The following is a 25,708-nucleotide window of genomic DNA, read 5'->3' as shown; positions in this document are numbered from 1 at the left end:
ATTGTGACGTACGGCAAGCAGCTCTTGCGTTACCCTGGACTGGCAACGACTTTCTGTTCGATCAGAATAGCAGGAGTACATCCTCGTCGCTGCTGGGAAACGGTCCGGGTGTGCCGCTTCCCCTGATTTTGATAGAAAAACCGGCAGCATCCTCCCGATTGGAAGAGGGCATTCGCTTTACTTTGGATCTTTTGACCTGATAATAGGTGCCTGGCAACGCAACCGTCTCGTACGTGCCATCGCTGGCTATCAAATAGTAGGGAAAATCGCTCCGAGAAATCTCCGCGCTTTGCATTCCCGCATCCAACGCCTGAAAGAACGACGTGGCTTTGGCCAACCTTTTCGTTTCCCCTGCTTCCGCTATGTCCAGCCTGCGCTTTTTCCAAACAGCCTTCCCGCTCTCGCCTTTAACCGGACAGTCATAGCACGCCTTCGAAAGGTAGCGGTAGAACTGGCCGTCCACTTCGTCCAGGATCCGCAAGCGAAGCGATACTGCCTGTTGCCGCTGATCGTGGATGAGATGGAACTCTTCCACCCTGGCGTCTTCGGATATGCCTGCCTGTTGTCGGAACCGATCCCATTGGTCCTGGAAGCTCACGCGATCCAGAGACGTTTGGGTCAAAAAAGGAACAGGTGTCTCTGCTGCCTCCGTGTACCAGCCGACGAAACCGGCCAGTACGACGACCAGACAGCCGGCAAGCACGATTCCCCTTGAGTTTCTCACTGTCTCCTCCTTACAGCCTTCCTTGTCCTCCTACGACGACAGCTCCTTCTCTTTCCCTTCCCCAAACAGGTCTGTGAGCTTTTGATAGGTAGGCGGGAACTGGGCCTCGTAACGCAGGAAAGACGGGATGGGATAGCGCACGCCGCCTTTTTGCGTGCCGGCCAGCCCTTCAACCAGCTCTGCCGCATCCCGGAAATGGAAGCTGAACGCCATCTCGTGATCCTGCGTCTGGGCGAACAGCCTGTCGCCATAGCAAGGCACGATCACTTGCGGCTCGCCTGTCTGCAGCGGCTTGATCGCGATGTCCGCGCAGTCCGCCCGGCTGGAGAACGTCGAGGGAAGCGAACCGCCCCGCTTGTACAGCATCCCTGCCACCAGGCGCATGACCTGTGCGGAATTGCCGTAGATGACGACGACATCCGGATCTACCTCCGCCCGCTCCAGCGGATAGGACACGTAATACCCGCTCTCTTCCGCGGAAAGCTTGGGGACGTTCTGCTCGCTTTTCGCCCCCGCCTCCAGCGAATCGGTGTACATGCCGCAGGCCAGATTGCCTTCCGCATAGTAAGGCAGCGGCTCCTCGTAGCCAAACGCCACCTGGGCGATGGGACAGGATAGATCAGACCCGTTCATGGCGATGCTCCAGCCGTATCGGCGGGAAAAGCTGACGGCCTGGCAAATGGTGATCGGGTATCCCAGATCGCGCACCGGACGCTTCGCCTTCGCAGGCAGCGCTCCCTTGTCCTTTACGATTTTGACTCCCACAGGAAACGTCTCCGTCCTCACATAATCTCGGATGGCTTGGTTCAGCTCTTTTGCGTTCACGCTCTACCCCTCCTTTGGAAATAAACCGTACTCTGAATGTTTCGTCTCTTCTCCTGCGAACTCCTCTCTTCCTGGAAATGCGGGTCTGCCCGCCTGGTTTCCCCCCTAAGGCGAAGCTTACAACTTCGTAAGGTGCTGGAAAGGAAAATCGATTTCGATGTGACCCCATCCTTGCTAAGATAGACATGACTTACAAGGAACAACGGAGGGTACAATGACAAAGTTTTCGTGGATCAAGCTGCTCCTGTTTGTCTCGCTGCTGACCGGCTGCAGTACAGACTCTTCCCCTGAGCAGGTGCAGGGACTTACCAAAGACGAAGCGGCGCAGATCGCCTCTGCCGCTGTCAGGCAATACTACCATCTCGACGTAAGCGCAGCCGATCGGGAAATCACGCTGGAGGATCCGGCCAAGCTCGTGGAGTCGGCTACCGGCGAACCGATCTTCCGAGGAGTTCCCGTCCATGCCGTCTTGAACCGCAACCCCCAACCCGGAGAAGTTTCCGCCTTTCACGCCATCATCGACCCGAAGTCGAAGGTCGTGCTCTCGGTATCCATCGATGTACTCGGCACGGATGGAGAGCGAACCGCAAAGACGATGACGGATGCCGAGCTCAAGCAGGCCGCGGAAGAGTTCATCCGTACGCAAAGGCTGCTTACCCCTGCGGCTTTCCAGTTGGTCAAGACTTCTCCCCCGAATCCGGACGATCTGAAACGCTACTTTTACTATACCGACGGCCGACAAGCCATCGCGATCGGAGTCGATACCGTGTCGCGCCAAGTGGTTACCTTCACGTACATCTAAAACACATCTGATTAGAAAACCCGGCTACGCCATGGCTTTTGGCGGAGCCGCGGTTGCCTTTAATTTCTATCTGTATGAAAAACAGCGGGAGGCCCATTCCCGCTGTTTTTTTGTTCGGTTTCTATGAAAAAGAGAATCCTCCCCTAGCCGCCGCTGTACTTTTCCTCGATCTCCACGCGCATTTCCTCATACGTCTTGTTGGTGAGATTGACGAGGTAATCGATCAGCTCTTCTTTGGACTGGGTCGCCAGGGCTTCTCTGCTTTGTCTTTGTTGGGTGAAGTACGCTTTTGCCTCATTGCCGATCTTTCCTGTGGCGTACAAATAGTCGATCGCCGTCCCCAGGTTCATGCTCTCGCGCCAGTTTTTCTCGTACCAATCCCGATCGTAGGCATCTATCCACTTTCTTCGGTCGATGAGGATGTTGCCCACTTCCGTCCAGGCGTCGCGTTTCCACTGCTCCCATTTCTCGGCGATTTCCTTCGCCCGCTCCAGCTCCTTCTTGAACTGGTCGCGGTTGGTCACATTCGCGTACAGCCCTTGGGAAGCCTGAGCGATCGCCTTCAGCTGCTTTTGCCCCTCGGCGTTGACGTCGAACCCGATGACATTTAGGAGCGGCATGATATTGGACTGGGACAATTCTCTGGCGACCGCCACGGGGTCGCCGTCGCACGTCTCGATGCCGTCGCTGACCAGATAAATGACGTTGGTGTTCTTCTTTGCGTCAAACGCCGCCAGATCCTGCTGCGCGAGACGCAACGAGTGCGCGATGGAAGTCCATCCCGTCGGCTCAAACATGGCGAGAGCCTGATCCAGCTTCTCGGCGTTATACGATTGCAGCTGGTAGACCATGTCGCTGCTGCTGCAGGAGAGCTGTTTGTGGGTATCGGCATTGCTTCCTTTGTGTCCGTACACCCGCAAGGAAATCTTCGCCTCCTCCGGGAGCGATTCCGCAAATTCCTTGATCGCTTCCTTGGCCAGCTGCATCTTCGTCTTGTCGCCGATCTTTCCGGCCATGCTCCCGCTCGCATCCAAAATGATTTCCACGTTGAAATTCTCGCGAAACTGAAACCGGGCATCCCCGATGTCAGGGCTTCCAAAGGATGCCATTTTCCACCGATCCACAACCATCTGCGGACTGAGGTAATCTTCCGAGAAGAGAAGGAGCAGCTGATTCCAGTACGTATCCAACAGGGACTGGTCCATGCCATCCACCACCGTCGGCATCCTCTCCAAAATGTTCGTGATCGCGGCTCGATTCGGGTACTGGGCGAGGTAAAACTGCGTTCCCGCCAAAGGTCCCGGTTCGGCTGCGATTAACTCCTGCGTCGTTTGCGGCAATCGAGACCCTCCGGACTGCGAACCCGCCCCCGCTGCCCCCAGCGAACATCCGCTGGCCAGAAGCAGAATCAAGAAACTGTTCATCAGGCCAAACAGCCGCCTGTGTATGTTTCGCATCCTTTTGACAGCCTCCTTGTATGATGTCGATGATTACGTGATCGTTTGGCAGGACGTGATTTTACAAGGTGAGGGAAATGGACCCCCAGCCCCCTACGGCATCCAAAAATCCAATCTGTCTGCTCTGCGCGGTCTGGTATACTTCCTCCTCATGCTGCGGGTCGGGCATAAAGGGAAAGTCAAATGTCGTAGAGCGAAAGCGGGCGGATGTCTGTACTTCGACACGCTGCTCCGCATTGAAGATCACAACGATGGAGCCGGATACCGTCGCATGGTTGTCGTTTAAAATTTTGGCGACGACACCCGGTATTTCGGCCTGGGCCGAAGTGAGCCCGTCGATGACATAGCCCAAAAGCTCCGGGTTGGCCGGCAGCCAGTTGCCGAGGACCTGGTCAATGGCCGCATACCGGACTTCGCTCTGCGCCCAATCCCAATGGCTGGCACGAATCGAGCTTTCGGCCAATTCGAGTGCTGGCCATATATACCTTTCGTCATAGTAACGCCCCGGGGCAGTATCGTATCGTCTAATGGCTATTTCCATTTCGTCGTACACCGGCTTGATCGCGGCCAGGGCCGCTTGCTGTGCGCCGTTCGACGCCTGCTCCTTGAAGGCGAAAACCGTCGACAGGTTAAACAGCGCCATGAACAGGATCAGCATGATGACGAAAAAGAAGCTGATGGACAGAATCGTGACATTTCCGCGTTCGTTTCGAATGTACCCTGCGATGTTCTTCATCAGCGAACCACCCGGCTCGTGATCTCGCGTTGAAAAGAAATGACCTTGTCGCTCTCATCCATATTGTGGGTCAAAATATCCGGCAAAAAGATGATGTCCAGATCGACGCCGACCTTTACCTTGAAGTAGCCGTCCCCTGTCGTCTCTACGTACGATTCGCCGCTGCTGTAGCGGATGCCGCCTCCAGCACCGTTCAGCACTTTTTCCGCAGCAGCCAGAGCCGAGCTCTCGCTTTGCGTGATCGCATACACCTTGGCAGCCTCATTGGCCGCTGATTGGCCGGCAATGACCCCGTATACGCCAATCAAAAATTGCCAGCAGATCAGCATGATGATGAAGACCAGCGGCAGGATTCCGAGAAATTCGATCGTAATGGCGCCCTTTTCGTTGGACAGTGCTTGCTTGATTCGCATGCCGCTCGCCCCCTCCTCTCCGCGATTTCCGCTCTCTTTTCCGGCGACTGGACTTCAGGCATGCTTCCTGCGAAGAGCGGCGAGGTGATTCTTGCGCATGAACGGCAGTCCGATAGCAAGTATCACCAGGCTAAGCGGAAAATCCTCTGTGTAGATCGCGCTCACGATCGTCGCCGGCGTGATCAAGGCGTAAAAATAAATCAGCATGAACGTCCAAAAGCGCCGCCAGTTTCGTTCCTGCTTGGACATGGCAACCTCCTCCTCCCCAGGCGGGAATTATCGTTTCAGCTCTTTTTGCCGCAGATGCTCCATCCCCGACTGCTCGATATAGGGGAGCAAAAACCAGAAGAGAATCAAGGCGATCGGAATGGATTCACCCACAATCAAAAACAGGCAGGATAACGGCAAAAATACCCCGTACAAAATGATGGCGGCCACGTTCCAAAACCTCTGCATTTTGGCTTCCTTCGTAGACAACCCGTACCCCTCTCCCTTCTTGTCCCTGCTGCTACCCCTCCAGCGGTTCGCTTTCGGCGCTCTTCGATTCATCCATCCATTTGTGCGTGTACATGGTGAAAATCACCGCAATGAGCGGGAAAATAATCACATTCAGCAGGATTTGGGTAAATAGCACAGCGCCAAAGCTCGTCGTAATGTACGTCACCGTGTACAAACCGATCAGCCCGATGATCCATTCCACGACACTCGCGAGCAAGATGACCCCCAAGATGGGGAAAAAATGCTTCTTTCCGACTCCAAACGCCTTTTTCCAGCTCTCTTTCACAGGCTGTTTTTTGATCACCATCAGGTAGGGCGTGAGATAAAACAGGACGAGGATCACCAGCCCCGGCACCAGAAACAGAAGCATCCCTGTCGACACCGCCAGGACGTAGACCACACTAAAGACAAACAGGGAAAAGCCATTATCCAAAAAGCTGCCCAGCGCCTGGCGGACAGGCCGTTCCTCGCCGTCCAGATGGTTTTGCACGAACTGCGCAAACGGAAGCTGCACGATCGTGATGAACAGCAGCAACAAAAATAGATTGAAATAGCCAGACACAATTTTGGCCCCGGTGAACGAAGCCATGAAGTTGATCGTATTTACGGCGTAGTTGTGGATGAGCAAAAACGGAAGGACCACCACTGCCGAGATCAACAGCATGGATTCGATGTGTCTCGTATAGAAAAGAAAGCTTTCTTTCAATGGATGCTTCAATCGTGTTCATTCCCATCCTCAGAAATCATAGACACGCACCATCTACGCAAACAATTTGTATATTTTTCGGCTCCACTTCACCAGCCGGCTGCCGACCCATAGCGCTGCGCCCACGCTGACCAGGACGACGGCAACGGTTTGCCCGCCTGGGATCATCGCGGCGATGACGGCGGCGTCGATGAAGGTACTGCCCGCAGTCCCTGTTCCATCAATGAAAAAGTCGATTCGCTCGTCTTTCCCTTTGCTTGAATCAAACGCATCGCGGAAATTGGTGAAGGTGTCGTACCCGTCAAAAACCAGGCTGATGCCCGCCGCAGCGATGTTCAGCCCTTTGACGAGTCCCGTTACGGGCAGGCCGCTTCTGAGGTCGGAAATGAATTTGACATTGGCATAGCCCGCCGCTCCGTCAAATCCGTCTACGAACGAACCGCTCAGATCTTCCAAAGGGGTACCCTTCATCTGAATATCAAAGGCCCTCACGCCGAGCTCCGCCAAAAACAGTCCGCGTCCCCAAGCGAGACTGCTCGGGGATACTTCCCCTTGCATGGTCAAATCCGCCGTGTATTTCAGGCTGCCGCCAAAGGCATTGTTCGCTGACCATTTGATATACTCATACGCCTGCGAATCTTTGGAACCACCGAGATCGCCCGGTTTTACGCTTCCCGGCGCGATATTGTCCGGCTTGATGTCGCCTGATGAGACACCCCCCGGCTGCGTATCGCCCGGCTGCACCGATCCTGGCCGCACATTGCCCGGCTGTACATTGCCTGGATTCACATCGCCTGGTTGCACGTCACCCGGCTGCACGTCACCCGGTTGCACGTCACCTGGTTGCAAATCTCCTGGATCCACATTGCCCGGCTTCACATCGCCCGGTTGCACATCGCCCGGCTGGATTTCCCCCGGCTGGATCCCACCCGTATCCCATTGCACATTTCCCGGCTGTATATCGCCGGGGCGAAGCCTTCCGGGGTCAATGTCTCCCGGTGTGATGTCACCGGGCTTGACGTCCCCGGTCGACAGTCCTTCTGCATGGACGATAGCTCCAAACGGCAACAGATTCATCAGCAAAATCAGGCAGGCAATGACTCCGGCCCATTTTGAACGTCGTAACAGGCTGCTCATACACTCCCCCCTTTGCTTGTGCCTGGAAATTCACCCGGCTACGGTTTATTTACGTTTGCGTTGTATTCCTTTTGAATCGCTTCGATCGTTTCCTTGTACGACTTCTTGGTCAAAGAATCCAGGAAATCTTCCAGTTTCTCCGCTGAATCGTTGACAAGTCGTTCCCGCTCTTTCTGCTTCTTTTCCAGTTCGGCTACGAGCTCCTTGGAGAACCGGTCGTCCCGTTCCATCTGACGAATCGCCCATTTGAGATTGTCCGCCTCATCGTCCGCCAGGAACTTCCACTCCAGCTTGAAGCTCGTATTGTTGATCAAATAGTCAACTTTTTGCGAGTAGGCCTCATGGGACTCGTTTCTTTTCCAGCTGTACCACTGGCGCGCCGCCTCCCTGGCCTTGCCAAACTCTTCTTGCAGCGCCTTCTGGTCCTTGATCGTCACATAGCGACCGCCAGCCGCTTCCGCCACTGCCCGCAGCTGCTTCTGCCCATCGCTGTCCACGTCGAACCCAATGACATTGACGATCGGTGTAATGCTGGAAGTAGCCAGCTGTTTCGCAGCTGCCACTGGATCGCCACCGCATGTTTCCACGCCGTCGCTCACCAGATAGATCATGTTGGTGCTTTTCTCGCCTGAGAAGCTCTGCAAATCCTTTTGCGCTTCCTGCAACGAAAAAGCGATCGGAGTCCACCCCGTCGGCTGGAATGCTTTGAGGCTTTTCTGCATGGTTTGTTCGTTGTACGCCTGCATCCCGTACACCAATTCCGTGCTGGAGCAGGAGAGGGCTTTGTCCGCGTCTTTTCCGCTTCCCTTGTGTCCGTATACGCGGAGGGCTACCTTCGCATCCTGGGGCAAGGATTTGGCGAACGACAGAATGGCTTCCTTCGCTGCCTCCATTTTCGATTGGCCTCCCATGCTCGCACCCATGCTTCCACTCGCATCCAATATGATCTCGACATTGTACTGTTCTTTAAATTGGTAACGCGGGTCATCCATCTCAGGACTTCCAAACGCGGCCATTTTGATGTCATACTCGATTTGCGCAGGGTCCGGATAGTTTTCGGCAAACGCACTCAGGAGAGCGAGAAAGTACAGATTGGCCGTCTCTTCATCCGCTTCGTGCGCAGGCGGGAGTTGTTCCAGAAACTCCTTCATCGGCTCTCCCTGCTTGCTGTTGTTCGCACCTGCGAAACGTCCGGCCGGAAATTTTGCTATTTCCTCCGCCGTTTCGGGAACTTTGGTGACTCCCTCCGGCAGCGAGGCTTTGAGCGCCGCCATACGCTCTTCATGGGAGGGCTGCTGCTTGCCGGGTTCATTCACCGCCGGACTTTGCACGGGAGGCTCTGCTGTTTGAGGCGGAGCTGTGGTCTCCTGCGGATCTGTCGGACTCTCGCTGGAGCATGCGTGCAACAAAGTCATCAGCACGAGGGCTAGCGCCAGCATCTTCATCAGCTTCATTTTTTATGTACCCCCGTAACGTTCAAAGACTGTTGTGTGCCATCAAGATGGGAAGCGAGGCAGTGGGGGATCGCATTCCCACTGCCTGCAAGTACGAATCGAATGGCAAGAGAGCATGAACATGATTAGTCTCCAGTAATTTTGTCGCCAACGTGTTCAATGACATCGGAGAGGGTGCCGGATACAGCTTTCCCTACTTTGTCTTCATCGTCGCCAAAATAGGTGGCGACGGCTCCCAAAACCGCCAGAACGACAGCGGCCAAAGCAATCCACTCAATGGATTGCGCACCCTTTTGATTGCGCAGCGGTCTAAAAAATGTACCAGTCACTTTTTTCATCCAATTTTTCATACGAATCTACTCCTCCAAAGCCATATTTTTGAAATGCTTCATCAGAACTGCACGTTGCATTCATGCTCGACTGTGTGCAGCATCACCTCCTAGCAAAGCCCAAGGAACGGATCCTACTTTAAAATGCCTGTAAACTTTTCTGTGTCTTTTAAAATGTTTAACACCATAAGCCCGCCAATCATCAGCATGGCTGTAGGTGCGACTACCAGCGTCGTGATCAGGGTCACTTTTGGCGATGCCTTGGCCGCTTTTTCCTTGACCAGCTCCTTGCGCATCCGCCGCATGTTTTCCGCCTGCACTTTAAAGGTGACGGAAATGGGGACCCCCAGCCGCATGCCCTGAATCAGGGATTTGATCAGCATCTGAAACTCCGGGTTGTCATTGCGCCGCAGCAAGTGCTCGTATGCTTTTTCACGAGGCACCCCGAGATCGATCTCCTGATTGAAGCGAGAAAATTCTTCCCGGATCGGTCCACTAAAGAAACGGATCACCTCGCGCAGCGCATGGTCGAGACTGACCCCTGCCTGCAGCGTGACACTGACGGTGTCGAGAAATTCCGGCAAGTCATAGCGGATTTGCTGCTGTCTCTCTCGCGCCTTCCTTTTCAGCCAGAGGATCGGGAGAAAGTACCCGACGAGCGGCCAGAGAATGATGCCGAATTGCGAAAAGGGCAGGCTCAGAACAAAAAATACGGAACCCGCGATAACCCCCAGCAGGGACAGGACGATCTTGACTCCCTGAAACCGGGCGACAGTCAAATCAAGCGGGCGCCCCGCCTTCAACAGCCAGTCTTCGACCTCGTGCGATTCGCTGAAAAAGTTGAGACGCTGACCTAAAGCTGAATAATCGTCTCCGTAGCGCAGTAGCCGTTTCAGCACCCGCTCCGAGGCTGTTTCCGGCTTCCGCACATCGTAGGACCTGTAGCCGGTCACATCGTACATATGATCGATCAGCTTGCGCTTTTCGCTGGAGTACAAATACCACTCTTTTAAGAAAATGGAAAAGAACAACAAGAACAGAAACAGACATGTGAGAATCAGGGCATCCATGCCATCACACCTTTATGTTGGTCACTTTTTTCACGAGGATATAGGACAATAGCGTGCCTGCAATAAACAACCCGAGAATGATCAGGCCGGCCGGCGTAAAGAGCGGGTCGATAAACCCCCGGTTGATCATGTTCATCATCAGCACCAGGATCACCGGCATGATCGGCACCAGATACGAAACGTACCGCTGCTCGGCTGTCATCGTTTTGATTTCCTGGGAGACGATGCGGCGCTCCTCCATCGTCTCCGCCATCTCCTGCAGCACCTCGCTGAGGTTTCCCCCCGCCCGGCGCTGAATGAGGAGAGTAGCCGAAAAAATCCGGAAGTCGCGTGTGGGAATCCGCTTTTCCATCTCCTGCAGGGCACGGTCAAAGCTGACGCCAAGCTGCAGCTCGCGGGACATGCGCTTGAACTCTTCTCCCGCTGGCGCATTCAGCTCCTTGGCTACGATGGCGATGCCTTGCGTCAAAGTCAGGCCGGCGCGCAGCGAGTTCGCCAGCAGTCGGCACACCTCTGAGAGCTGATCGTTTAATCTGTCCAAATATTTGTTGCGCCTCGTAAAAAACACGAATTTCTGGATGATGTACATCAGGGACACACCAGCGATGATATTGTACGGCGACGGGATGGCGACGACATTGTTCAGGAAAAAGGCGATCAGAGCGGCCCCCACCGCCATTCCCGCGTACAGTTCGGACGGGGTCAGGGGAATGTTCGCCTTTCTCAGCCTTTGACGCACTTCTTTGGCCATGGGCAGCTGGTCAAATTTGTCGCCCCACACGACGATGAAGCTTTTTCGCTTGGTTTTGACCTCGTACCACTCTTCCGCCCGCTTTTTCCATTCGGTTTTCTTCATCCGGTAGCCCATGTACTCGTACAAGCCCCAAAAGCCAAACAGGACAGCGATACTAATAAGAATAGCTATGGTCACGTATCATCCCTCCCTCCGTCCGGAAAATGGACGTATCCAGCTGAATGCCGGAAATTTCGATCCGCTCCAAACATTTCGGAACGATGCCCGTCGGCGTAAAGTAACCGAGCACCTCCCCTTTGCTGCCGATCCCGGTTCGTTTGAAGCGAAAAATCTCTTGCACCTCGATCCGTTTGTCATCCGATTTCGCCACTTCCGAGATCGACACGATTTTTCTCGTTCCGTCCGAGAGGCGTGTGACCTGTACGATGATATCGAGCGCGCTGACGATGTACTCGCGCACGATGGACGACGGCAAATCCATCCCCGCCATGACGACCATCCCTTCCAGGCGGTTGAATGCGTCATGAGGCGAGTTGGCGTGGACGGTGGTAAGCGAGCCTTCATGCCCCGTATTCATCGCTTGCAGCATGTCAAACGCTTCGGCTCCGCGCACCTCCCCGACGATGATCCGGTCCGGCCTCATCCTGAGGGAATTTCGCACGAGCTGGCGAATCGTGACTTCTCCTTTTCCCTCCATGTTGGGCGGACGCGCCTCCATACCGACGCAGTTGGGATGCGCCAGCTTTAGCTCCGCCGAATCCTCGATGGTAATGACCCGCTCGTAGTGCGGGATGGCTCTGGCTACCGCATTCAGGAGCGTCGTTTTTCCGCTGCCGGTACCGCCGGAGATCAGCACGTTCATTTTCGCCTCGACGACAGCCTGCAAAAACTGCGACATGGGCTCGTTGAACGAGTCGAATTGCATCAGGTCTGCCATCAGATACGGCTCTTTGCGGAATTTCCGGATCGAAACCAGTGTGCCGTTCAGGCTGATCGGCGGAATGACCGCGTTCACGCGGCTTCCGTCCTTCAATCGCGCATCGACCATCGGCGAGCTCTCGTCGATGCGTCTGCCGAGTGGAGCCACGATTCGATCGACGATGTGGCGCAGATGTTCCTCGTCGCGAAACTTCAGATCGGTCAATTCCAGTCTCCCGCGCTTTTCGATGTAGACGAGATTGTGGCCGTTGATGGAGATCTCGGTGATCTCCGGATCGGCGAGCAGCGGCTCCAACGGCCCCAGCCCGACCGATTCATTGATCAGACGTGTCAGGAGCAATTCCTTTTCGCCCCGGGGAATGACGACCTTTTCTTCCGACATGTACTGGGAAACCATCCGCTCGATGGCAAGCCGCATCTCCTGAGGATTCAGGCTGGTCAGACGCTCGAGATTCGTTTCCCGCAGAAGACGGGTTTTGTAATGCTCAGCCAGCTCGTCGATGTACGGATTGTAGGAAGGAGCCGCAAGCGAGGCGGCAAGCGTCCGGGGAGCTTCTTCGCCAGGCGTGGTCTGTTCTTGCTTGCGTCGAAATAACGCCATCTAACTCCCACCCTCTATGACAGTTTGTTGAGTACCCATTTGCGAATGTCTTTGGCGGCCGACGAGAGCTTTTTCTCGTTCGCCTCTTTTTGCAGCGGCTTGCCCTGGTTCACAGCTGCCTGCACCCCTTGATGGTCGCGGCTGATCTCGGCGGTGATCGGAACGTTGATCAACCCTTTGAGATCGGATACGAGCAGCTCGTTGTCACGTCCGACCTGATTGACGACCACCTCCAGCCTGCCTGCCGTATCGATCCGCAGGCGGCGAAACAGGTCATCTACCAGCCTGTAAATTTGCACGGATGGCGTATCCAGGTTCATCACATAGTAGATCAGGTCCGATTCCGACAGTGCTGCGTACGTCAGCTCGTTCATATGGGAAGGCAAGTCGATGATGACGAAGTCGTAGCTGCGGCGGCTGGCGCGAATCAGTCTGGTGACGAAAGCCTCCGACATATTTTCCGCCGTCTCGGCATCGCGCGGGCTGACGAGCACCTCCAGCTTGGAGTGGTTCTCTCTCTGCGCGACGTTGCGGATATGGAATTCGTTGATCTCGTTCATGACAGGGATCAAATCGCCAAGCGTGCGGTTGCTGTCAAAGGAGAGAAAGGTTTCGACCCCGCCGTACTGCAGGTTGAGGTCGATCAAGAGGACGCTCGCCGTAGATTCCAGCTTCAACGCCTGGGCATATCCTGTCGCCAGCTGGGTGCAGCCGCTTCCGCCCTTTCCGCTGTAAAAGGAAATAATCTTTCCGCGCCCACGGACGAACGCTTTTCCGGATGCGTCCGTACCGCTCTTCCGCTGCTGAATCTGCGCCAGCTCAGAGATTTTCTCCAGACGGTCTGTAAGCAGATTGAGCTCATCCGGCATCACGATGTATTCCACAGCGCCTGCGCGGACGACATCCCGCAGCAAGATGAAATCCTGCTTCTCCGTAAGAAAAATGACGATTCCCTCTGGCAGCTCGCCTTGTATGTACTGGACCAGCTCGACACCCGCTCCATCTTCCGGCTGGACGAGCAGCACGACGTCGGGACCGATCCGGTCAATTTCCTTTTTCACTTCTATCGAGGTCGTATATTGCACTTGTTCGTAAGCGGCGAGCAACTCTCGCAGCATTTCCTTGACCGACTCGTAATCCGCGACGACGAGAATTTTCAGATCTTTGTTCATGACTTATCCCCCGGTTTTTGGTGTCTGCGTAGTGTGTTGCGTCTGCCCCGCCGGGGGCGGCGCTGCAGGAGGCTTTTGCACTGCAGGCGGATTTTGCCCGGCTGGCGGTGTCTGTCCGGCCGGCGGTGCGACCTGCTTTGTTTCCGCTGTAGGCTTGTCGGCGGGCATTGCTTCCTTTTGCTCCGTCCCTGACTTGGAGAACGGATCAGGGATCCCCAGCTCCCCTTTCCCGACATTGGCTTTCAAAATGCGGATGACTTCCGCGTAATGCTGCTGGTGGATGAACTTGGGCACTTCCTGAAACGGCAATTCCAGAGCGACTCCCTTAAACTTGTTTTCCGACTTGGCCACCATCGCCACAGGTACGTCCTTCATGAATACTTCCGTAACCGGCTGTCCGCCTACCGTATGGGAGACGATGATGTCTACGCGGTCAAGCGCCTCCAGCTCCTGGTCAAAGACGATATTCCCCGAGGCGAACACGGTGACCAGCCGATTGTTTTGGTCCCGGACGATATTGGCCGGCTTGAGGATATTTTTCGTAATGATGTCCCCTTTGGATAAGGGAACGATGGTTACCTGGTTTTTCAAGCTCAGCTTGTCGGTGACGTAGGAATCATCCGCGTACTTCTTCGGTATCTTCCTCACGGTCAGCTGATCCGGCTGGATCAGAGCACGGGAGGGAATATCGGCATTCGCTTCGTAAATCTCCACCATCTCGCCCAGCTGGGCGTTGATATCCTTGATCTTTTTCAAAAACAGAAAACCGGCCAGCGCTGCTAGCAAAAAAGATAAAACAAGGAAAATGATGGCTCTTCGTTTGGATTCCAACATCAGAAAATATCCTCTCTTTGTTCAAAATCAGGAGTCTTCTCCCAAAAATTTTACAGGAGCCCAAAATGGAATCGTGTAAAATACTGTCGATAAAACACCAATTTTTACAAAATAAGGAAAAATACCTACTGATCGAATAGGACTTCATTCCGTGAGTCATTCCGCTCACCAAAGGAAGACCATTGCCAGCAACATGCTCGTTCCCCCTGCAATGAATGGGGCCAAGGGCATTTCTCGTCCGAAAGTCACCCGCTCTGTGAGTTTGGACGCAATCCACATCGGTACAAGCGCGATCCCTGCAAACAGGTAAGTAAGTCCTACAATCAACAGACCGGCCTGCCACCCCAGCGCCGCGCCAACCAACGCAAACAGTTTGATATCTCCCCCGCCCACCTGTCCTTTGCTCATCACCGCCATGAGCAGGGAGATCCCCCCCAGCACGACGACTCCCAAAGCATAGGACACCCACGCTTGTGGATGCACAAACGCATGATACAGGAGAAAATACGCAATGCCCGGCAGCGTCAGCCAATCGTAGATGAGCCTGCGTCGTAGGTCGGTATACACAGCGACAGCCAGGACGAGCAGAATAGGAATGACGACATACATAGATAGCACCATGTACCCCCCTTCCTTCTTTTGGAACAATTTCACCATCACAGACGGGAATATGGTAAATTTTGTTGCAGCATTCCCAGGTTTTTTTGGGACCTTTTTCAAAAAAATCCATCATTGCGCACTTCATACGCGTTTTTCACAGGACGTATAGCCTCTCTCGCGTCTCCGTCGCCCATACAAAGTCCCCCCTGAAAGCTGTCGAATTCTGCGAGATCAGGCCAAACGAAGCAGGCTTGCTTCTGACGTCCCGTTTACTGCAAGTGGAGTTGTGCAAAAATAACCAGTAACTGGAGGTGAAAGCATGTCAGACATTAAAGTTTTGGATAACGGCCCGCTGCTGGTCACGGGCGAGTTCAAGCTGCTGGATGGCGAAGGGAATCCCATGGAGACGAAAGCGCAGGTACATCTCTGTCGCTGTGGTTTGTCCTCGAACAAACCTTTCTGCAACGGAGCGCACAAAGGTAAGTTTGAAAGCGTGGTAAGAGCCAATTCCTAGACCAAAAGCCGCAAAGGCCCTCTGTTTGATTCAGAGGGCTTTTGTGCATGAACCTTTTGGCGGAGCTGCGGTTGCCCTTATACTGGATAGGGATTTTATAAATTCCTCTCTGTACAAAAAAAACCGTATGGAGGCTGCTCTCCATACGGTTCTTCTGCAAAAGTTCCCCTTTCTTGGCCGCGTTCCACGCGCCCTGCAACTGGTGAGCGAAGCATGACGCCTCAAAAGAAAATGACAAACGTCTGATACAGGAGGAACACCCACAGCCCCACGACAGCGAATCCGGCCGCGATCAGCCTCCCTGCCATCGGGGTATTTCTAAATGCTGCCCACTTTTCTTTGTATCGCGGAAGCACCAGTAAAGACAAACCGATGTTGAACACCAAAATGAACAGGTACAGACCCGTGCTCACATTTCCCATCCCCTTTCCTTCCCCAGCGTTTGAAATGACAACGGGTTGACGATCTAAAAAAATAGTATCCCGAATTTTTCCAAATGAAAAGGTCGTACAGAACCAAGTTCCATACGACCTTCGCGTTCCCTTTATTTTTTTACCACGCAGCGATGCAGCTGTCGGCACGCATGTCCGTACCGCCGCTCAGCACGCCATTTTCATCGCGCCAGATAATTTGGCCGCGGCCGAAGTAATTGCCGAGCTGCGCCCATTTGATCTGGTGGCCTTTGCGCTCCAATGCCATCGCCAAATGCTCGGGGAAGTGGCGCTCGAGCTCGACGGTCTTGCCTTCCGTCCACTGCCAGCGCGGTGCATCCAGCGAAGCCTGCGGATTAAGATGGAAGTCGATCGTGTTCATGACGACCTGCACATGCCCTTGCGGCTGCATGAATCCGCCCATCACGCCGAACGGTCCAACCGCCTTGCCGTCCTTGGTCAGGAAGCCCGGGATGATGGTATGATACGTCCTCTTGCCCGGCTCCAGACGGTTGTCGTGAGCAGGATCCAGCGAGAAGTTGTGGCCGCGGTTCTGCATGGCGATACCGGTGTCCGGGATGACGACGCCGGAGCCGAAGCCCATGTAGTTGCTCTGAATGAACGACACCATGTTGCCATCGCCATCGGCTGTCGCCAGGTAGACGGTACCGCTGGAACGCGGATTTCCCGGCTCCGGTGTGAGCGCCTCTTCTCCGATCAGGGCACGGCGCTGGTTCGCGTATTCGTCTGCGAGCAGCTCTTCGGCCGTGACGCTCATCTTCCCGGATTCGGTGATGTATTTCAAGCCGTCGGTAAATGCCAGCTTCATGGCTTCGATTTGCTTGTGGTACGTCTCCGGTGTATCTTTGGCCCCAAAGTCAAAGCCCTTGAGGATATTGAGCGCCATCAGGGCGATCATGCCCTGGCCGTTCGGCGGAATTTCCCATACGTCGTAGCCGCGGTAGTTTACGCTGAGCGGTTTGACCCACTCCGGCTCGAATGCCGCCAGGTCTTCTTTGGTCAAGAAGCCGCCGCACTCGTGGGAGAATGCATCGATTTTGTCCGCCAGAGATCCCCGGTAAAAGCTTTCCCCGTTGGTCTCGGCGATTTCGCGCAGCGTCGCAGCATGCCCCGGTGACTTCCAGATGTCGCCGACCTGCGGGACTTTCCCCTCAGGCGCAAACGTCTTGAACCAATGAGCGTATTCGTCTCCTGTGCACAGCTTGGAGAACTTGTTGTACGCCAGCTTCCAGTAGTGCGCCAGTGTCGGCGACAGCGGATAGCCGTTTTCCGCATAATCGATAGCGGGCTGCAGCACTTCGGTCAACGGCAATTTGCCGAAACGTTTGGACAGGGCTGCCCAGGCAGCAGGCGCTCCCGGCACAGTGACAGGCGTCCAGCCGTAGGTCGGCATTTCTTCATGCCCCTTCGCCTTCACCGCTTCGATGGAAATGCTCTTCGGCGCCGGCCCGCTCGCATTCAATCCGTGCAGTTCGTCTTTGACCCACACCAATGCGAACGCGTCACCGCCGATGCCGTTCGACGTCGGTTCCACGACGGTCAGACAAGCTGCCGTTGCGATCGCAGCATCAATGGCGTTTCCGCCTCTTTTCAGAATATCCAGACCTGCCTGCGCCGCCAGCGGCTGAGAAGTCGCGACCATCCCATTTCGGGCAAAGGTCGTCGTGCGTCTGGATGCGTACGGGTAATCCATCGCGTCAAAATGTACCATGTTGATAGCCTCCTTGAGAACTGTGAGAAATTAGCCTATGAAGATAAACCCGTACACCATTGCTGCTACGATGACGATAGCAGGATGGACCTTCCAGGTTTCCAGAAGCAGGTAGGAAGCCACTGACAGGATGATCGTCTGCATCCATCCGATTCCTTCCACTGCCCCCAAGACAAATTGGTAGGTCATGGTGCCCAAGAGCACCGTGACGATCGGGCGTACCGACTGGGTCATGGCTTTTACTTGCGGTGCGCTGCGGAAAATATTGATGAATTGCAGCAGCAGGATCATCGCAATCGCAGTCGGAGCCACCGTTGCAAACAGCGCCACCGTCGCTCCCGGTATACCCGCTACCTGATAGCCGACATAACCGGCCAGCTTTGTCGCGATCGGGCTGGGCAGCGCGTTGCCTACCGCCAGCATTTCCCCGAATTCCTTTACCGACATCCAATTGTAATGATCGACCACTTCGTTCTGGATCAGCGGAATGCTGGGCGGACCGCCGCCGTACCCCAAGATGTTGGAGATGAAAAACGCCCAAAATAACTGCAGGTAAATCATGCTGCGCCCTCCTTGCCGTCCTTCTTCTTGCGCTTGCGGACCGACCAAGTGGAGTAGCCAAAGGAAATCACCAGCGCGATTGCCACGACGATACCCGGATGCCAGTCGAGAAAGAGCAGCGCGACAAGCGAGAGAGCGAGCGAAATGCTGACCCCGCCTTTATTGGAGGCCCCTTGCCACGACTTCTGCAAGAACTCCCAGGTAAGCACTCCCGTCATGACGGCGATGACAGGTCCGATCGCCTGAATCATGCCGTACACGCCGGGTGCGTCTTTCCACTTGTAAATGACCTCCAAAAGGCAGATCATGGCGACGACGACAGGCAGGACGACCCCGATATTGGCGACCAGCGCGCCCTTCCACCCTTTGACCCTGTACCCGATAAAGGCGGCCAGCTTGGTGCCGATCGGACCGGGGAGCGCGTTGCCGAGCGCCAGGTTGTCTGCAAAGTCTTCATCCGTGACCCACTTATACTTCTTGACGCATTCGGTATGGAACAGGGGAACCATCGTCGGTCCTCCCCCGAAACCGAAAATACCGATGCGGAAAAACGCGAGAAACAATTGCCAGTAAATCATGCTGTACCTCCATCCTGCCTTTAGCGGCGTAGTTCCCCCGATTGCACCAGATGGCAGGATACCATTTGCCCGGCTCCGATATCGGCCAGACTCGGTACCGTCGTTTTGCAAACATCCGTGGCGTAAGGGCAGCGCGGATGGAAGGTGCAACCGCTCGGCGGATTTGCCGGACTCGGCAGATCGCCTGTCAGCAAAATCCTCTCCCGCTTTTGGCGGGGTTTGGCCACCGGCACGGCAGACAGCAGCGCCTGCGTGTACGGATGGCTCGGATTTTCAAACAAGGTGCGCTTGTCTGCGATTTCCACGACACGGCCCAAGTACATGACCGCGATCCGGTCGCACAGATGCTTGACGACCGACAAGTCGTGGGAAATGAACATCAGCGTCAGATTGAATTCCTTTTTCAAGTCCTTGAGCAGATTCAGCACCTGCGATTGGATCGATACGTCCAATGCGGATACCGGCTCATCGGCGATGATCAGCTTCGGCTTTACGACCAGTGCGCGGGCGATCCCGATGCGCTGGCGCTGACCTCCGGAAAAATCGTGCGGGTGACGGTTCAAATGCTCCTTACGCAGTCCGACTACCTCGATGATTTCTTCGATGGTTTTCTCACGCTCGGCCGTTGTACCGATATTGTGCACCATCAGCGACTCCAGCAAAATCTGCTTGATCGTCATGCGCGGATTGAGCGAAGCGTACGGATCCTGGAAGATCATTTGCAGATCCTTGCGCATTTTGCGCATGTCCTCTTTCGGAAGCTTCGCCAGGTCCTTTCCTTCAAACCATACTTCGCCCGAGCTCGGTTCCAGCAGCCGCAAAATGGTTCGTCCCGTAGTCGACTTTCCGCATCCGGACTCCCCTACGATTCCGAGCGTCTCGCCGGGATACACTTCCAGATCAATCCCGTCCACCGCTTTGACGTATCCGGTTGTCTTTTTCAGAAATCCGCCCTTGATGGGAAAATGCTGTTTCAAGCCTTTTACCGTCAGCAGAGGTTTCGTCATGCTTGTTCCCCCCCGTCCGCGTACAGCCAGCAGCGGCATTTCTGGCCTTCCAGCTGCAAGAGCTCTGGCGGCTTTTCATGGCAGATCGCCATGGCTTTGGAGCAGCGCGGAGCAAATCGGCACCCCGCCGGCATTTGATGCGGCAGCGGAACCGCCCCCGGAATCGTCTCCAAATACTCGCGCTCCTCGTCCAGCTCCGGAATCGAGTTCATGAGGCCAATGGTGTACGGGTGTTTTGGACTTTCAAACAAAGTGTCTACGTCGGTCTCTTCGACGACCTGGCCTGCGTACATGACGATGACGCGATCGCACATCTCGGCGACTACGCCCAGATCGTGCGTGATCAGCATGATCGAGGTACCGGTCTTTTCCTTCAGGTCGCGCATCAGATCGAGAATCTGCGCCTGAATCGTCACGTCGAGCGCCGTGGTCGGCTCATCCGCGATGATCAGCTTTGGATCACAGGACATCGCCATGGCGATCATCACGCGTTGGCGCATCCCGCCGGAGAGCTGATGGGGGAATTCGCCGTATATTTCTTCGGCGCGCGGCATTCCGACCGCTTTCAGCATCGCGATCGCCCGTTCCTTTGCCTGCGCCTTGCTTACTTTCATATGGAGCATGACCGCTTCTTCAATCTGCCTGCCTACGGTGTGCAGCGGATTGAGCGAGGTCATCGGCTCCTGGAATATCATCGCGATTTCGTTGCCGCGCACGCGCTGCATGTCTTTTTCCGACAGGCCGAGCACGTCTTTTCCGTTAAAGCGGATCGTTCCTTCTGCTGTTCCGTTCTGCGGCAGCAGTCGCATGATCGACAGGCTGGTCACGCTTTTTCCGCAGCCCGATTCCCCTACGACGCCGAGCGTTTCGCCGGCCCGGATGGAGAAGTCGACGCCGTCAACGACACTGACGACACCGCTGTCTGTGCGAAACCGGGTTCTCAGCTGTTCCACTTCCAAGATGGTCGTCATCTGCTCCACTCCCTTATTTTCTTGTTGCCCGATAGCGCGCACGCCAGGTATTGGCTTGCCTTTTGGCTGGCGATGCTTCGGATGTGTATCCTATCATTTATTTGCGGGCCCGCGGATCCAGAACCTGCTGCAGCCCGTCCCCAAGCAGGTTGAAGCCTAGGACGACCAGAAAGATGGCGATACCGGGATAGAACGTAGCATATGGGGCGACCGACATCAGCGTCTGCGCCTGGTTCAGCATGCTGCCCCACGACGGGGTCGGCGGTTGGACGCCCAGCCCCAGATAGGAAAGGGACGCTTCCGCGATAATTCCCGATGCCATCGCCAGTGTTGCCTGAATCATGATCGGATTGAGCGCATTGGGCAGGATGTGCCGGAAAATGATGCGCGCATCTTTGACTCCCACCGAGCGCGCCGCATGGATGTACTCCATATTGCGAAGAGTCAGAACTTGCCCGCGGGTGATCCGGACAAAAGCGGGGGCAAACCCGATACCGATGGCCAGCATGGCGTTGCCAAAGCCCGAGCCGAGCACGGCGGAGATCGCCAGGGCCAAAATCAGGAAGGGAAATGCCTGCATCGCGTCAACACTTCGCATGACGATCCACTCGTCCCAAAAGCCGCGATAGTAACCGGACAACAGTCCGATCGGCACCCCGATGAGCATCGCGATTCCTACGGAAATCAGTGCCGCTTCCATGGAAATGCGCGCGCCGTAAACGACACGGGAGAAAATATCGCGACCGAGGTCGTCTGTCCCAAACAGGTGGTCGCCGCCGGGCGGAAGCAAAATTTTGTTGTAATCTTGCGCATTGGGGTCGTACGGAGCGATCTGTGGAGCAAACAGCGCCACCACAATCAATCCGAGGATAATCACCGCTCCGATGACGCCGAGTCCATTGCGGAGAAATTTGCCTACGGTTTTCATCACTCACTTGCTCCTTTCCCAGCCTTGATGCGAGGGTCGATCACGGCGTACAAAATATCTACGGCCAGATTGACGATGACAACCAGTACGGCGGAAACGAGAATGGCTCCTTGCACCGTCACGTAATCCCGTTTGAACACCGATTCGACGATCAGGCGGCCGAAGCCGGGAATGGAGAAGATCGATTCGGTAATGACCAGACCACCCAGGAGACCTGCGATCATCAGGCCAGATGTTGTCACGACTGGCACCATGGCATTGCGAAGGGCATGGCCCAGAATGGTGCGCGCTTCATTCAAGCCTTTGGCTTTTGCAGTACGGATAAAGTCCATGTTGACCACGTCCAGAAGCGAAGAACGCAGCATGCGCATGAGGACAGCGGATTCCCGCAGCCCGGTAGCCACACAAGGCAGCACCATCGCCAGCAGGTTTTGCGCAGGGTTTTCAAAGAAGGAGACGTAGCCCGAAGAAGGCAGCCATTGGTTCTCTACGGCGAAGTAGATGATCAGCATCATCGCCAGCCAGAAGCTCGGGATGCTCATGCCCCCCAGCGCAGTAAATGTGCTCGTGTAATCAATCCAGGTCCCGCGCCGCGTCGCCGCCAGGATCCCCGCAGGAAATGCGATGAGGATCGCTACAAGAAAAGTCCCGATTGTCAGCTCTACCGTTGCGGGCAGCCTTTGCTTGATCAATTCAGAGACCGGAATGCGGTCCGTAATGGACATTCCCAAATCACCCGTTACCACTTTTCCCAACCAGGAAAAATATTGCACTACGATCGGCTTGTCTAATCCCAGCTCCGTTCGCAGTGCCTGATAGGCTTCCGGTGTCGCCTCCTGTCCTAAAATGACCCGGGCAGGATCGCCCGGGATCATATGGATCAGAGAAAACGTCATAATCGACACCAGCAGGAGAATCGGGATTGTCAGCAGTAAGCGTCTGACCACAAACATCATGACAATTCCTCCTCGCTCTCGCTGTTATAATGCTTCTGTCTTTATTGCTTGTCCAGAGTCGCGGTACGGATGATACCGTCCGGAACATAGGTGAAGCCGGATACTTTCTTGTTCATGCCGATCAGCACGTATTGGTGGTACAGGTAGGAATAGCCTGCTTCATCCTGCAGCAGCTTGGTCGCTTCTTCATACAGCGCTTTGCGTTTTGTCTCGTCGACTTCGCTGCGCGCTTTCAGCACCAGCTCGTCCAGCTTCGGCAGGGAGATGCGTCCGTCGTTGTTGGCAGTGCCCGTCACGACAAAGTCATGGAAGTTTTGGTCAGGGTCCTGGCGGCCGGACCAGCCCAGCTGCAGCGCGTCGAATTCGCCTTTTTCACCGGTCTCCAGCAATTGGCCGTACTCGAGTTTTTCCAGAGTCGCATTGATGCCGTATTGTTTCCACATGTTTTGCAGAACCGCACCCAGCTGTTCGTTTTCAGGGGAAGACGTGATGTACAGCTTGAAGGAAAATCCGTTCGGCTGTCCGCCTTTCGCCAACAGGTCCTTGATCTCGTCCGCATTTGGCGGTATCGGTTTGTTCAACTCTTCGTTGTAAGCCAGGCTGCCTTTTGCAAACGCCGTGCGTGCAGGTGCCGCATAGCCGTTGAACAGCACTTTCACCAATGCTTCGCGATCGATGGCACGGTCTACGGCAGCGCGCAAGAATTTGTTGTCAAACGGCGCGCGGGAGTTGTTCAGGTAGAGACCTTGATAGCCCCAGCCGGACTCCGCAGTCAGCTGCAGACTGGAATCGCCTTTTACCGCCGGAATTTCTTTGACAGGCGTGTCGTCGATGATATCCAGCATGCCGGAACGCAGGTTTTGTACCTTCGCCGTACCGTTGGTGAATACCTTGTAAGTGACTTCGTCTACTTTAGGAGCGCCGCCCCAGTAATTTTCGTTCTTTTTCAAGGTGACGTGGTCGCCTTTTACTTGCTCGACGAAGACGAATGGGCCGGTTCCCACCGGATGGTTGAGATATTGATCGCCATACTGTTTCACCGCCGCAGGGGATACCATCGTACCGCCACGGTCTGCCAGGATGGACAGGAACGGAGCGAATGGTTCTTTCATCTGAACTTTCACGGTGTTTTTATCGACTGCCGTGACGGATTCCACGAATTTCATGTCGCCTTTGCGTTTCGACTTTTCATCTTTCATATTGCGCTCGAAGTTGAATTTCACGGCTTCCGCGTCAAAATCGGTGCCATCGTGGAATTTCACGCCTTGCTTCAGCTTGAAGGTATAGGTCTTGCCGTCTGGCGTTACTTCGTACGATTCAGCCAGCATCGGGACGATCTTTCCGCTAGGATCGATGTCGAACAGCTTGTCGTAGAGGCTCGCGTACACTTGGCGGTCATACAGAGAAGTCGAAATGTTCGGATCCATGGAAGGCGGATCTGCCTTCAGTCCGATGTTGATGACCTTTTTGCCTGTGCTTTGCGCCGGAGCTTCCGACTTTCCTCCGTCTGTGCCTGGGCTAGCGCTGCCGCCCCCGCCGCAGCCCGTGACCAGAAGCATGGTTCCCAGTACGGCGCTCATCAATGCTTTGCTTGTTTTTTTCGAAAACATAGGATGACCCCTTTTCTCTTTTTTGTCGCAACTGGCTGACTATTCACTTTCCTGCTTGTCGCTCTCTTCGGAAATCAGTTCTCCCAACGGCAGTGACCGTCCGACGGCATTCCCCCTCCCATTGATCGCGATGTCTCACCGAACGAATTTGTACTTGGATTTCAAAATCTTCAATTCGTTAATCACGTTCACCCTGGTGATTCCCGGAATCTTGTTCAAGGTTTTCATTAAAAATTGTGATAATTCTTCATAGTTGCGTACCAGGATTTGCGTAATCAATTGATAATCCCCTGATGTCAACACAACCAGGCGCACTTCCACGATTCCGTTCAACACCGCGACTACATCGTCCAGCTTGTCCGCTTCGACAGCAATCTGCACAAACGCTTGCACATTCAGCCCTGCCTTGACTGGATTGACGATGCCAACCAGACTCAGGACGCCTTCATCCTGCATTTGCTGAACGCGCATCCGGATTGTCTTTTCCGTGACGCCCAGCTCTTTGGCGATTTGGGTAAATGGTACGCGGGCGTTTTCCTGCAAAGCTCGAACTATGCCGTAATCGATGTCATCTAATTCTGGATAAAGAGATCGGCGGAAATTTTCTTCCATATCATCCCTACCTTATTCGTCCTTTTCCCTAAAAAATAAACCACTAAACAGTCAATTGAATTTGAATTTAGGACGAATTACGTTATTGTTGTTGTTACTATAATACGAATTTCGACAATATGCAACAGTTTATCTGAAAATTTGATTTTGAAAGCATTTTCAATTTTTTATTTTTGTTTATCATATTGTGAAGCGATATAAAAATTCGGATGCAAAAAAAAGCATCCACCCGTCTGGATGAATGCTTTTTTTCTGGACAGACAATCAATATTCCACTTTGCTCGGCGACTGCGCCCACGCTTCAAACGGCTTCCGGAAGCTCTCCGGCTGGAGCTGGATGAAGGGGATCGTCCTCTCTTCGTAAGGGATCCCGATCTGCTCGTAAATAAACTGATCGTCGAAGCCGATCTTGGCGGCATCCTGCTTGGTGCAGGCAAAGTACACTGCCTTGGGTCTGGCCCAGTAAATCGCTCCCAGGCACATCGGGCACGGCTCGCAGCTCGTGTACAGCTCGCAATCCGATAACTGGAAAGTGCCCAGCTGGCGGCACGCCTCCCGGATCGCCTGCACCTCCGCATGCGCCGTCGGGTCGTTCTTCGTGGTCACCTCGTTGCTCCCGGCACCCACGATCCGGCCTTCCTTGACGACAATCGCCCCGAAAGGCCCGCCCCTGCTTTGCAGCACATTTTCCAAGGCCAGCTGCACCGCTTTTTCCATCCATGCTTCCCGCTCCATCCATTTCGCCCTCCTCGCTCTT

The 25,708-nt window shown here is 54.7% G+C and carries 30 protein-coding genes; 2 read left to right on the top strand and 28 right to left on the bottom strand.

The window, feature by feature from the left end:
- Window positions 1-61: 61 nt before the first annotated feature.
- Both RGB73_RS04185 and RGB73_RS04180 read right to left on the bottom strand, forming a co-directional pair.
- Window positions 62-724: a hypothetical protein gene (locus tag RGB73_RS04185; protein ID WP_310769410.1), complete on the bottom strand. Its 663-nt coding sequence runs from the start codon at window positions 722-724 to the stop codon at window positions 62-64.
- Between the two features lie 30 nt (window positions 725-754).
- Window positions 755-1,549: a DUF169 domain-containing protein gene (locus tag RGB73_RS04180; protein WP_310769409.1), complete on the bottom strand. Its 795-nt coding sequence runs from the start codon at window positions 1,547-1,549 to the stop codon at window positions 755-757.
- Between the two features lie 214 nt (window positions 1,550-1,763).
- Between RGB73_RS04180 and RGB73_RS04175 the strand changes: the two genes are divergently transcribed.
- On the top strand, window positions 1,764-2,351 hold the full coding sequence (locus RGB73_RS04175) for a hypothetical protein (RefSeq protein WP_310769407.1): 588 nt from the start codon (window positions 1,764-1,766) through the stop codon (window positions 2,349-2,351).
- Window positions 2,352-2,494: 143 nt separating this feature from the next.
- Here the strand turns inward: RGB73_RS04175 and RGB73_RS04170 are convergent, their stop codons facing one another.
- From RGB73_RS04170 to RGB73_RS04100, 15 genes are all read right to left on the bottom strand, one after another.
- A complete protein-coding gene (locus tag RGB73_RS04170; protein WP_310769405.1) occupies window positions 2,495-3,808 on the bottom strand; it encodes a VWA domain-containing protein in 1,314 nt (437 codons plus the stop codon).
- Window positions 3,809-3,869: 61 nt separating this feature from the next.
- Complete coding sequence (locus RGB73_RS04165; protein ID WP_310769403.1) at window positions 3,870-4,544, bottom strand: Tad domain-containing protein; 675 nt, start codon at window positions 4,542-4,544, stop codon at window positions 3,870-3,872.
- Complete coding sequence (locus RGB73_RS04160) at window positions 4,544-4,957, bottom strand: TadE/TadG family type IV pilus assembly protein (RefSeq protein ID WP_310769401.1); 414 nt, start codon at window positions 4,955-4,957, stop codon at window positions 4,544-4,546. Before RGB73_RS04160 ends, RGB73_RS04165 begins: the two co-directional genes overlap by 1 nt.
- A 54-nt stretch (window positions 4,958-5,011) precedes the next feature.
- Window positions 5,012-5,206, bottom strand: coding sequence for a hypothetical protein (locus RGB73_RS04155; protein ID WP_310769399.1), 195 nt, complete (start codon window positions 5,204-5,206; stop codon window positions 5,012-5,014).
- Window positions 5,207-5,233: 27 nt separating this feature from the next.
- Window positions 5,234-5,434, bottom strand: coding sequence for a hypothetical protein (locus RGB73_RS04150; RefSeq protein ID WP_310769397.1), 201 nt, complete (start codon window positions 5,432-5,434; stop codon window positions 5,234-5,236).
- Between the two features lie 31 nt (window positions 5,435-5,465).
- Window positions 5,466-6,173, bottom strand: coding sequence for a YciC family protein (locus RGB73_RS04145; RefSeq protein WP_310769395.1), 708 nt, complete (start codon window positions 6,171-6,173; stop codon window positions 5,466-5,468).
- A 42-nt stretch (window positions 6,174-6,215) separates the two neighbouring features.
- Window positions 6,216-7,298, bottom strand: coding sequence for a hypothetical protein (locus tag RGB73_RS04140; protein ID WP_310769393.1), 1,083 nt, complete (start codon window positions 7,296-7,298; stop codon window positions 6,216-6,218).
- Window positions 7,299-7,336: 38 nt separating this feature from the next.
- A complete protein-coding gene (locus RGB73_RS04135) occupies window positions 7,337-8,752 on the bottom strand; it encodes a VWA domain-containing protein (RefSeq protein ID WP_310769391.1) in 1,416 nt (471 codons plus the stop codon).
- A 125-nt stretch (window positions 8,753-8,877) separates the two neighbouring features.
- Complete coding sequence (locus tag RGB73_RS04130; protein ID WP_310769389.1) at window positions 8,878-9,102, bottom strand: hypothetical protein; 225 nt, start codon at window positions 9,100-9,102, stop codon at window positions 8,878-8,880.
- Window positions 9,103-9,215: 113 nt separating this feature from the next.
- Window positions 9,216-10,151, bottom strand: a complete 936-nt coding sequence (locus tag RGB73_RS04125) for a type II secretion system F family protein (protein WP_310769387.1) — start codon at window positions 10,149-10,151, stop codon at window positions 9,216-9,218.
- 4 nt (window positions 10,152-10,155) lie between these two features.
- Window positions 10,156-11,082, bottom strand: coding sequence for a type II secretion system F family protein (locus tag RGB73_RS04120; RefSeq protein ID WP_310769385.1), 927 nt, complete (start codon window positions 11,080-11,082; stop codon window positions 10,156-10,158).
- On the bottom strand, window positions 11,060-12,445 hold the full coding sequence (locus tag RGB73_RS04115) for a TadA family conjugal transfer-associated ATPase (RefSeq protein ID WP_310769383.1): 1,386 nt from the start codon (window positions 12,443-12,445) through the stop codon (window positions 11,060-11,062). Before RGB73_RS04115 ends, RGB73_RS04120 begins: the two co-directional genes overlap by 23 nt.
- Before the next feature lie 14 nt (window positions 12,446-12,459).
- Entirely contained in the window at window positions 12,460-13,617 is a 1,158-nt protein-coding gene (locus RGB73_RS04110) for a CpaE/TadZ family protein (RefSeq protein WP_310769381.1), read from the bottom strand.
- 3 nt (window positions 13,618-13,620) lie between these two features.
- Complete coding sequence (locus RGB73_RS04105) at window positions 13,621-14,451, bottom strand: flagella basal body P-ring formation protein FlgA (RefSeq protein ID WP_310769379.1); 831 nt, start codon at window positions 14,449-14,451, stop codon at window positions 13,621-13,623.
- Window positions 14,452-14,616: 165 nt separating this feature from the next.
- On the bottom strand, window positions 14,617-15,072 hold the full coding sequence (locus RGB73_RS04100) for a prepilin peptidase (RefSeq protein ID WP_310769377.1): 456 nt from the start codon (window positions 15,070-15,072) through the stop codon (window positions 14,617-14,619).
- Window positions 15,073-15,370: 298 nt separating this feature from the next.
- Between RGB73_RS04100 and RGB73_RS04095 the strand changes: the two genes are divergently transcribed.
- Window positions 15,371-15,565 carry a CDGSH iron-sulfur domain-containing protein gene (locus RGB73_RS04095; RefSeq protein WP_310769375.1) on the top strand — a complete coding sequence of 65 codons (195 nt, stop codon included), beginning with the start codon at window positions 15,371-15,373 and terminating at the stop codon, window positions 15,563-15,565.
- A gap of 221 nt (window positions 15,566-15,786) precedes the next feature.
- Here RGB73_RS04095 and RGB73_RS04090 read toward each other — a convergent pair whose 3' ends face one another.
- From RGB73_RS04090 to RGB73_RS04040, 11 genes are all read right to left on the bottom strand, one after another.
- The gene (locus tag RGB73_RS04090) at window positions 15,787-15,987 is read right to left on the bottom strand and encodes a hypothetical protein (RefSeq protein ID WP_310769373.1); all 201 of its coding nucleotides are present in this window, start codon (window positions 15,985-15,987) and stop codon (window positions 15,787-15,789) included.
- Between the two features lie 130 nt (window positions 15,988-16,117).
- A complete protein-coding gene (ggt, locus tag RGB73_RS04085) occupies window positions 16,118-17,728 on the bottom strand; it encodes a gamma-glutamyltransferase (protein ID WP_310769371.1) in 1,611 nt (536 codons plus the stop codon).
- Between the two features lie 30 nt (window positions 17,729-17,758).
- Window positions 17,759-18,289 (bottom strand): chromate transporter, encoded by a 531-nt coding sequence (locus RGB73_RS04080; protein ID WP_310769370.1) that lies wholly within the window; start codon window positions 18,287-18,289, stop codon window positions 17,759-17,761.
- Window positions 18,286-18,867 carry a chromate transporter gene (locus tag RGB73_RS04075; RefSeq protein ID WP_310769368.1) on the bottom strand — a complete coding sequence of 194 codons (582 nt, stop codon included), beginning with the start codon at window positions 18,865-18,867 and terminating at the stop codon, window positions 18,286-18,288. Before RGB73_RS04075 ends, RGB73_RS04080 begins: the two co-directional genes overlap by 4 nt.
- 20 nt (window positions 18,868-18,887) lie before the next feature.
- Window positions 18,888-19,874 carry an ABC transporter ATP-binding protein gene (locus RGB73_RS04070; RefSeq protein WP_310769366.1) on the bottom strand — a complete coding sequence of 329 codons (987 nt, stop codon included), beginning with the start codon at window positions 19,872-19,874 and terminating at the stop codon, window positions 18,888-18,890.
- Entirely contained in the window at window positions 19,871-20,845 is a 975-nt protein-coding gene (locus RGB73_RS04065; protein ID WP_310769364.1) for an ABC transporter ATP-binding protein, read from the bottom strand. The genes RGB73_RS04070 and RGB73_RS04065 overlap by 4 nt, the downstream gene beginning before the upstream one ends.
- A 97-nt stretch (window positions 20,846-20,942) precedes the next feature.
- On the bottom strand, window positions 20,943-21,773 hold the full coding sequence (locus RGB73_RS04060) for an ABC transporter permease (protein ID WP_310774120.1): 831 nt from the start codon (window positions 21,771-21,773) through the stop codon (window positions 20,943-20,945).
- Entirely contained in the window at window positions 21,773-22,729 is a 957-nt protein-coding gene (locus RGB73_RS04055) for an ABC transporter permease (protein ID WP_310769362.1), read from the bottom strand. The genes RGB73_RS04060 and RGB73_RS04055 overlap by 1 nt, the downstream gene beginning before the upstream one ends.
- A 41-nt stretch (window positions 22,730-22,770) precedes the next feature.
- Window positions 22,771-24,339, bottom strand: coding sequence for an ABC transporter substrate-binding protein (locus tag RGB73_RS04050; RefSeq protein WP_310769360.1), 1,569 nt, complete (start codon window positions 24,337-24,339; stop codon window positions 22,771-22,773).
- Window positions 24,340-24,474: 135 nt separating this feature from the next.
- Window positions 24,475-24,951: an Lrp/AsnC family transcriptional regulator gene (locus tag RGB73_RS04045; protein WP_310769358.1), complete on the bottom strand. Its 477-nt coding sequence runs from the start codon at window positions 24,949-24,951 to the stop codon at window positions 24,475-24,477.
- A 264-nt stretch (window positions 24,952-25,215) separates the two neighbouring features.
- A complete protein-coding gene (locus RGB73_RS04040; protein ID WP_310769356.1) occupies window positions 25,216-25,686 on the bottom strand; it encodes a nucleoside deaminase in 471 nt (156 codons plus the stop codon).
- Window positions 25,687-25,708 lie beyond the last annotated feature (22 nt).

The sequence above is a fragment of the Brevibacillus brevis genome, assembly GCF_031583145.1.
Taxonomy (GTDB): Bacteria; Bacillota; Bacilli; order Brevibacillales; family Brevibacillaceae; genus Brevibacillus; species Brevibacillus brevis_E.
Note: the sequence above shows the minus strand (reverse complement) of the source record. Positions and strands in the feature narration are given on the sequence as shown.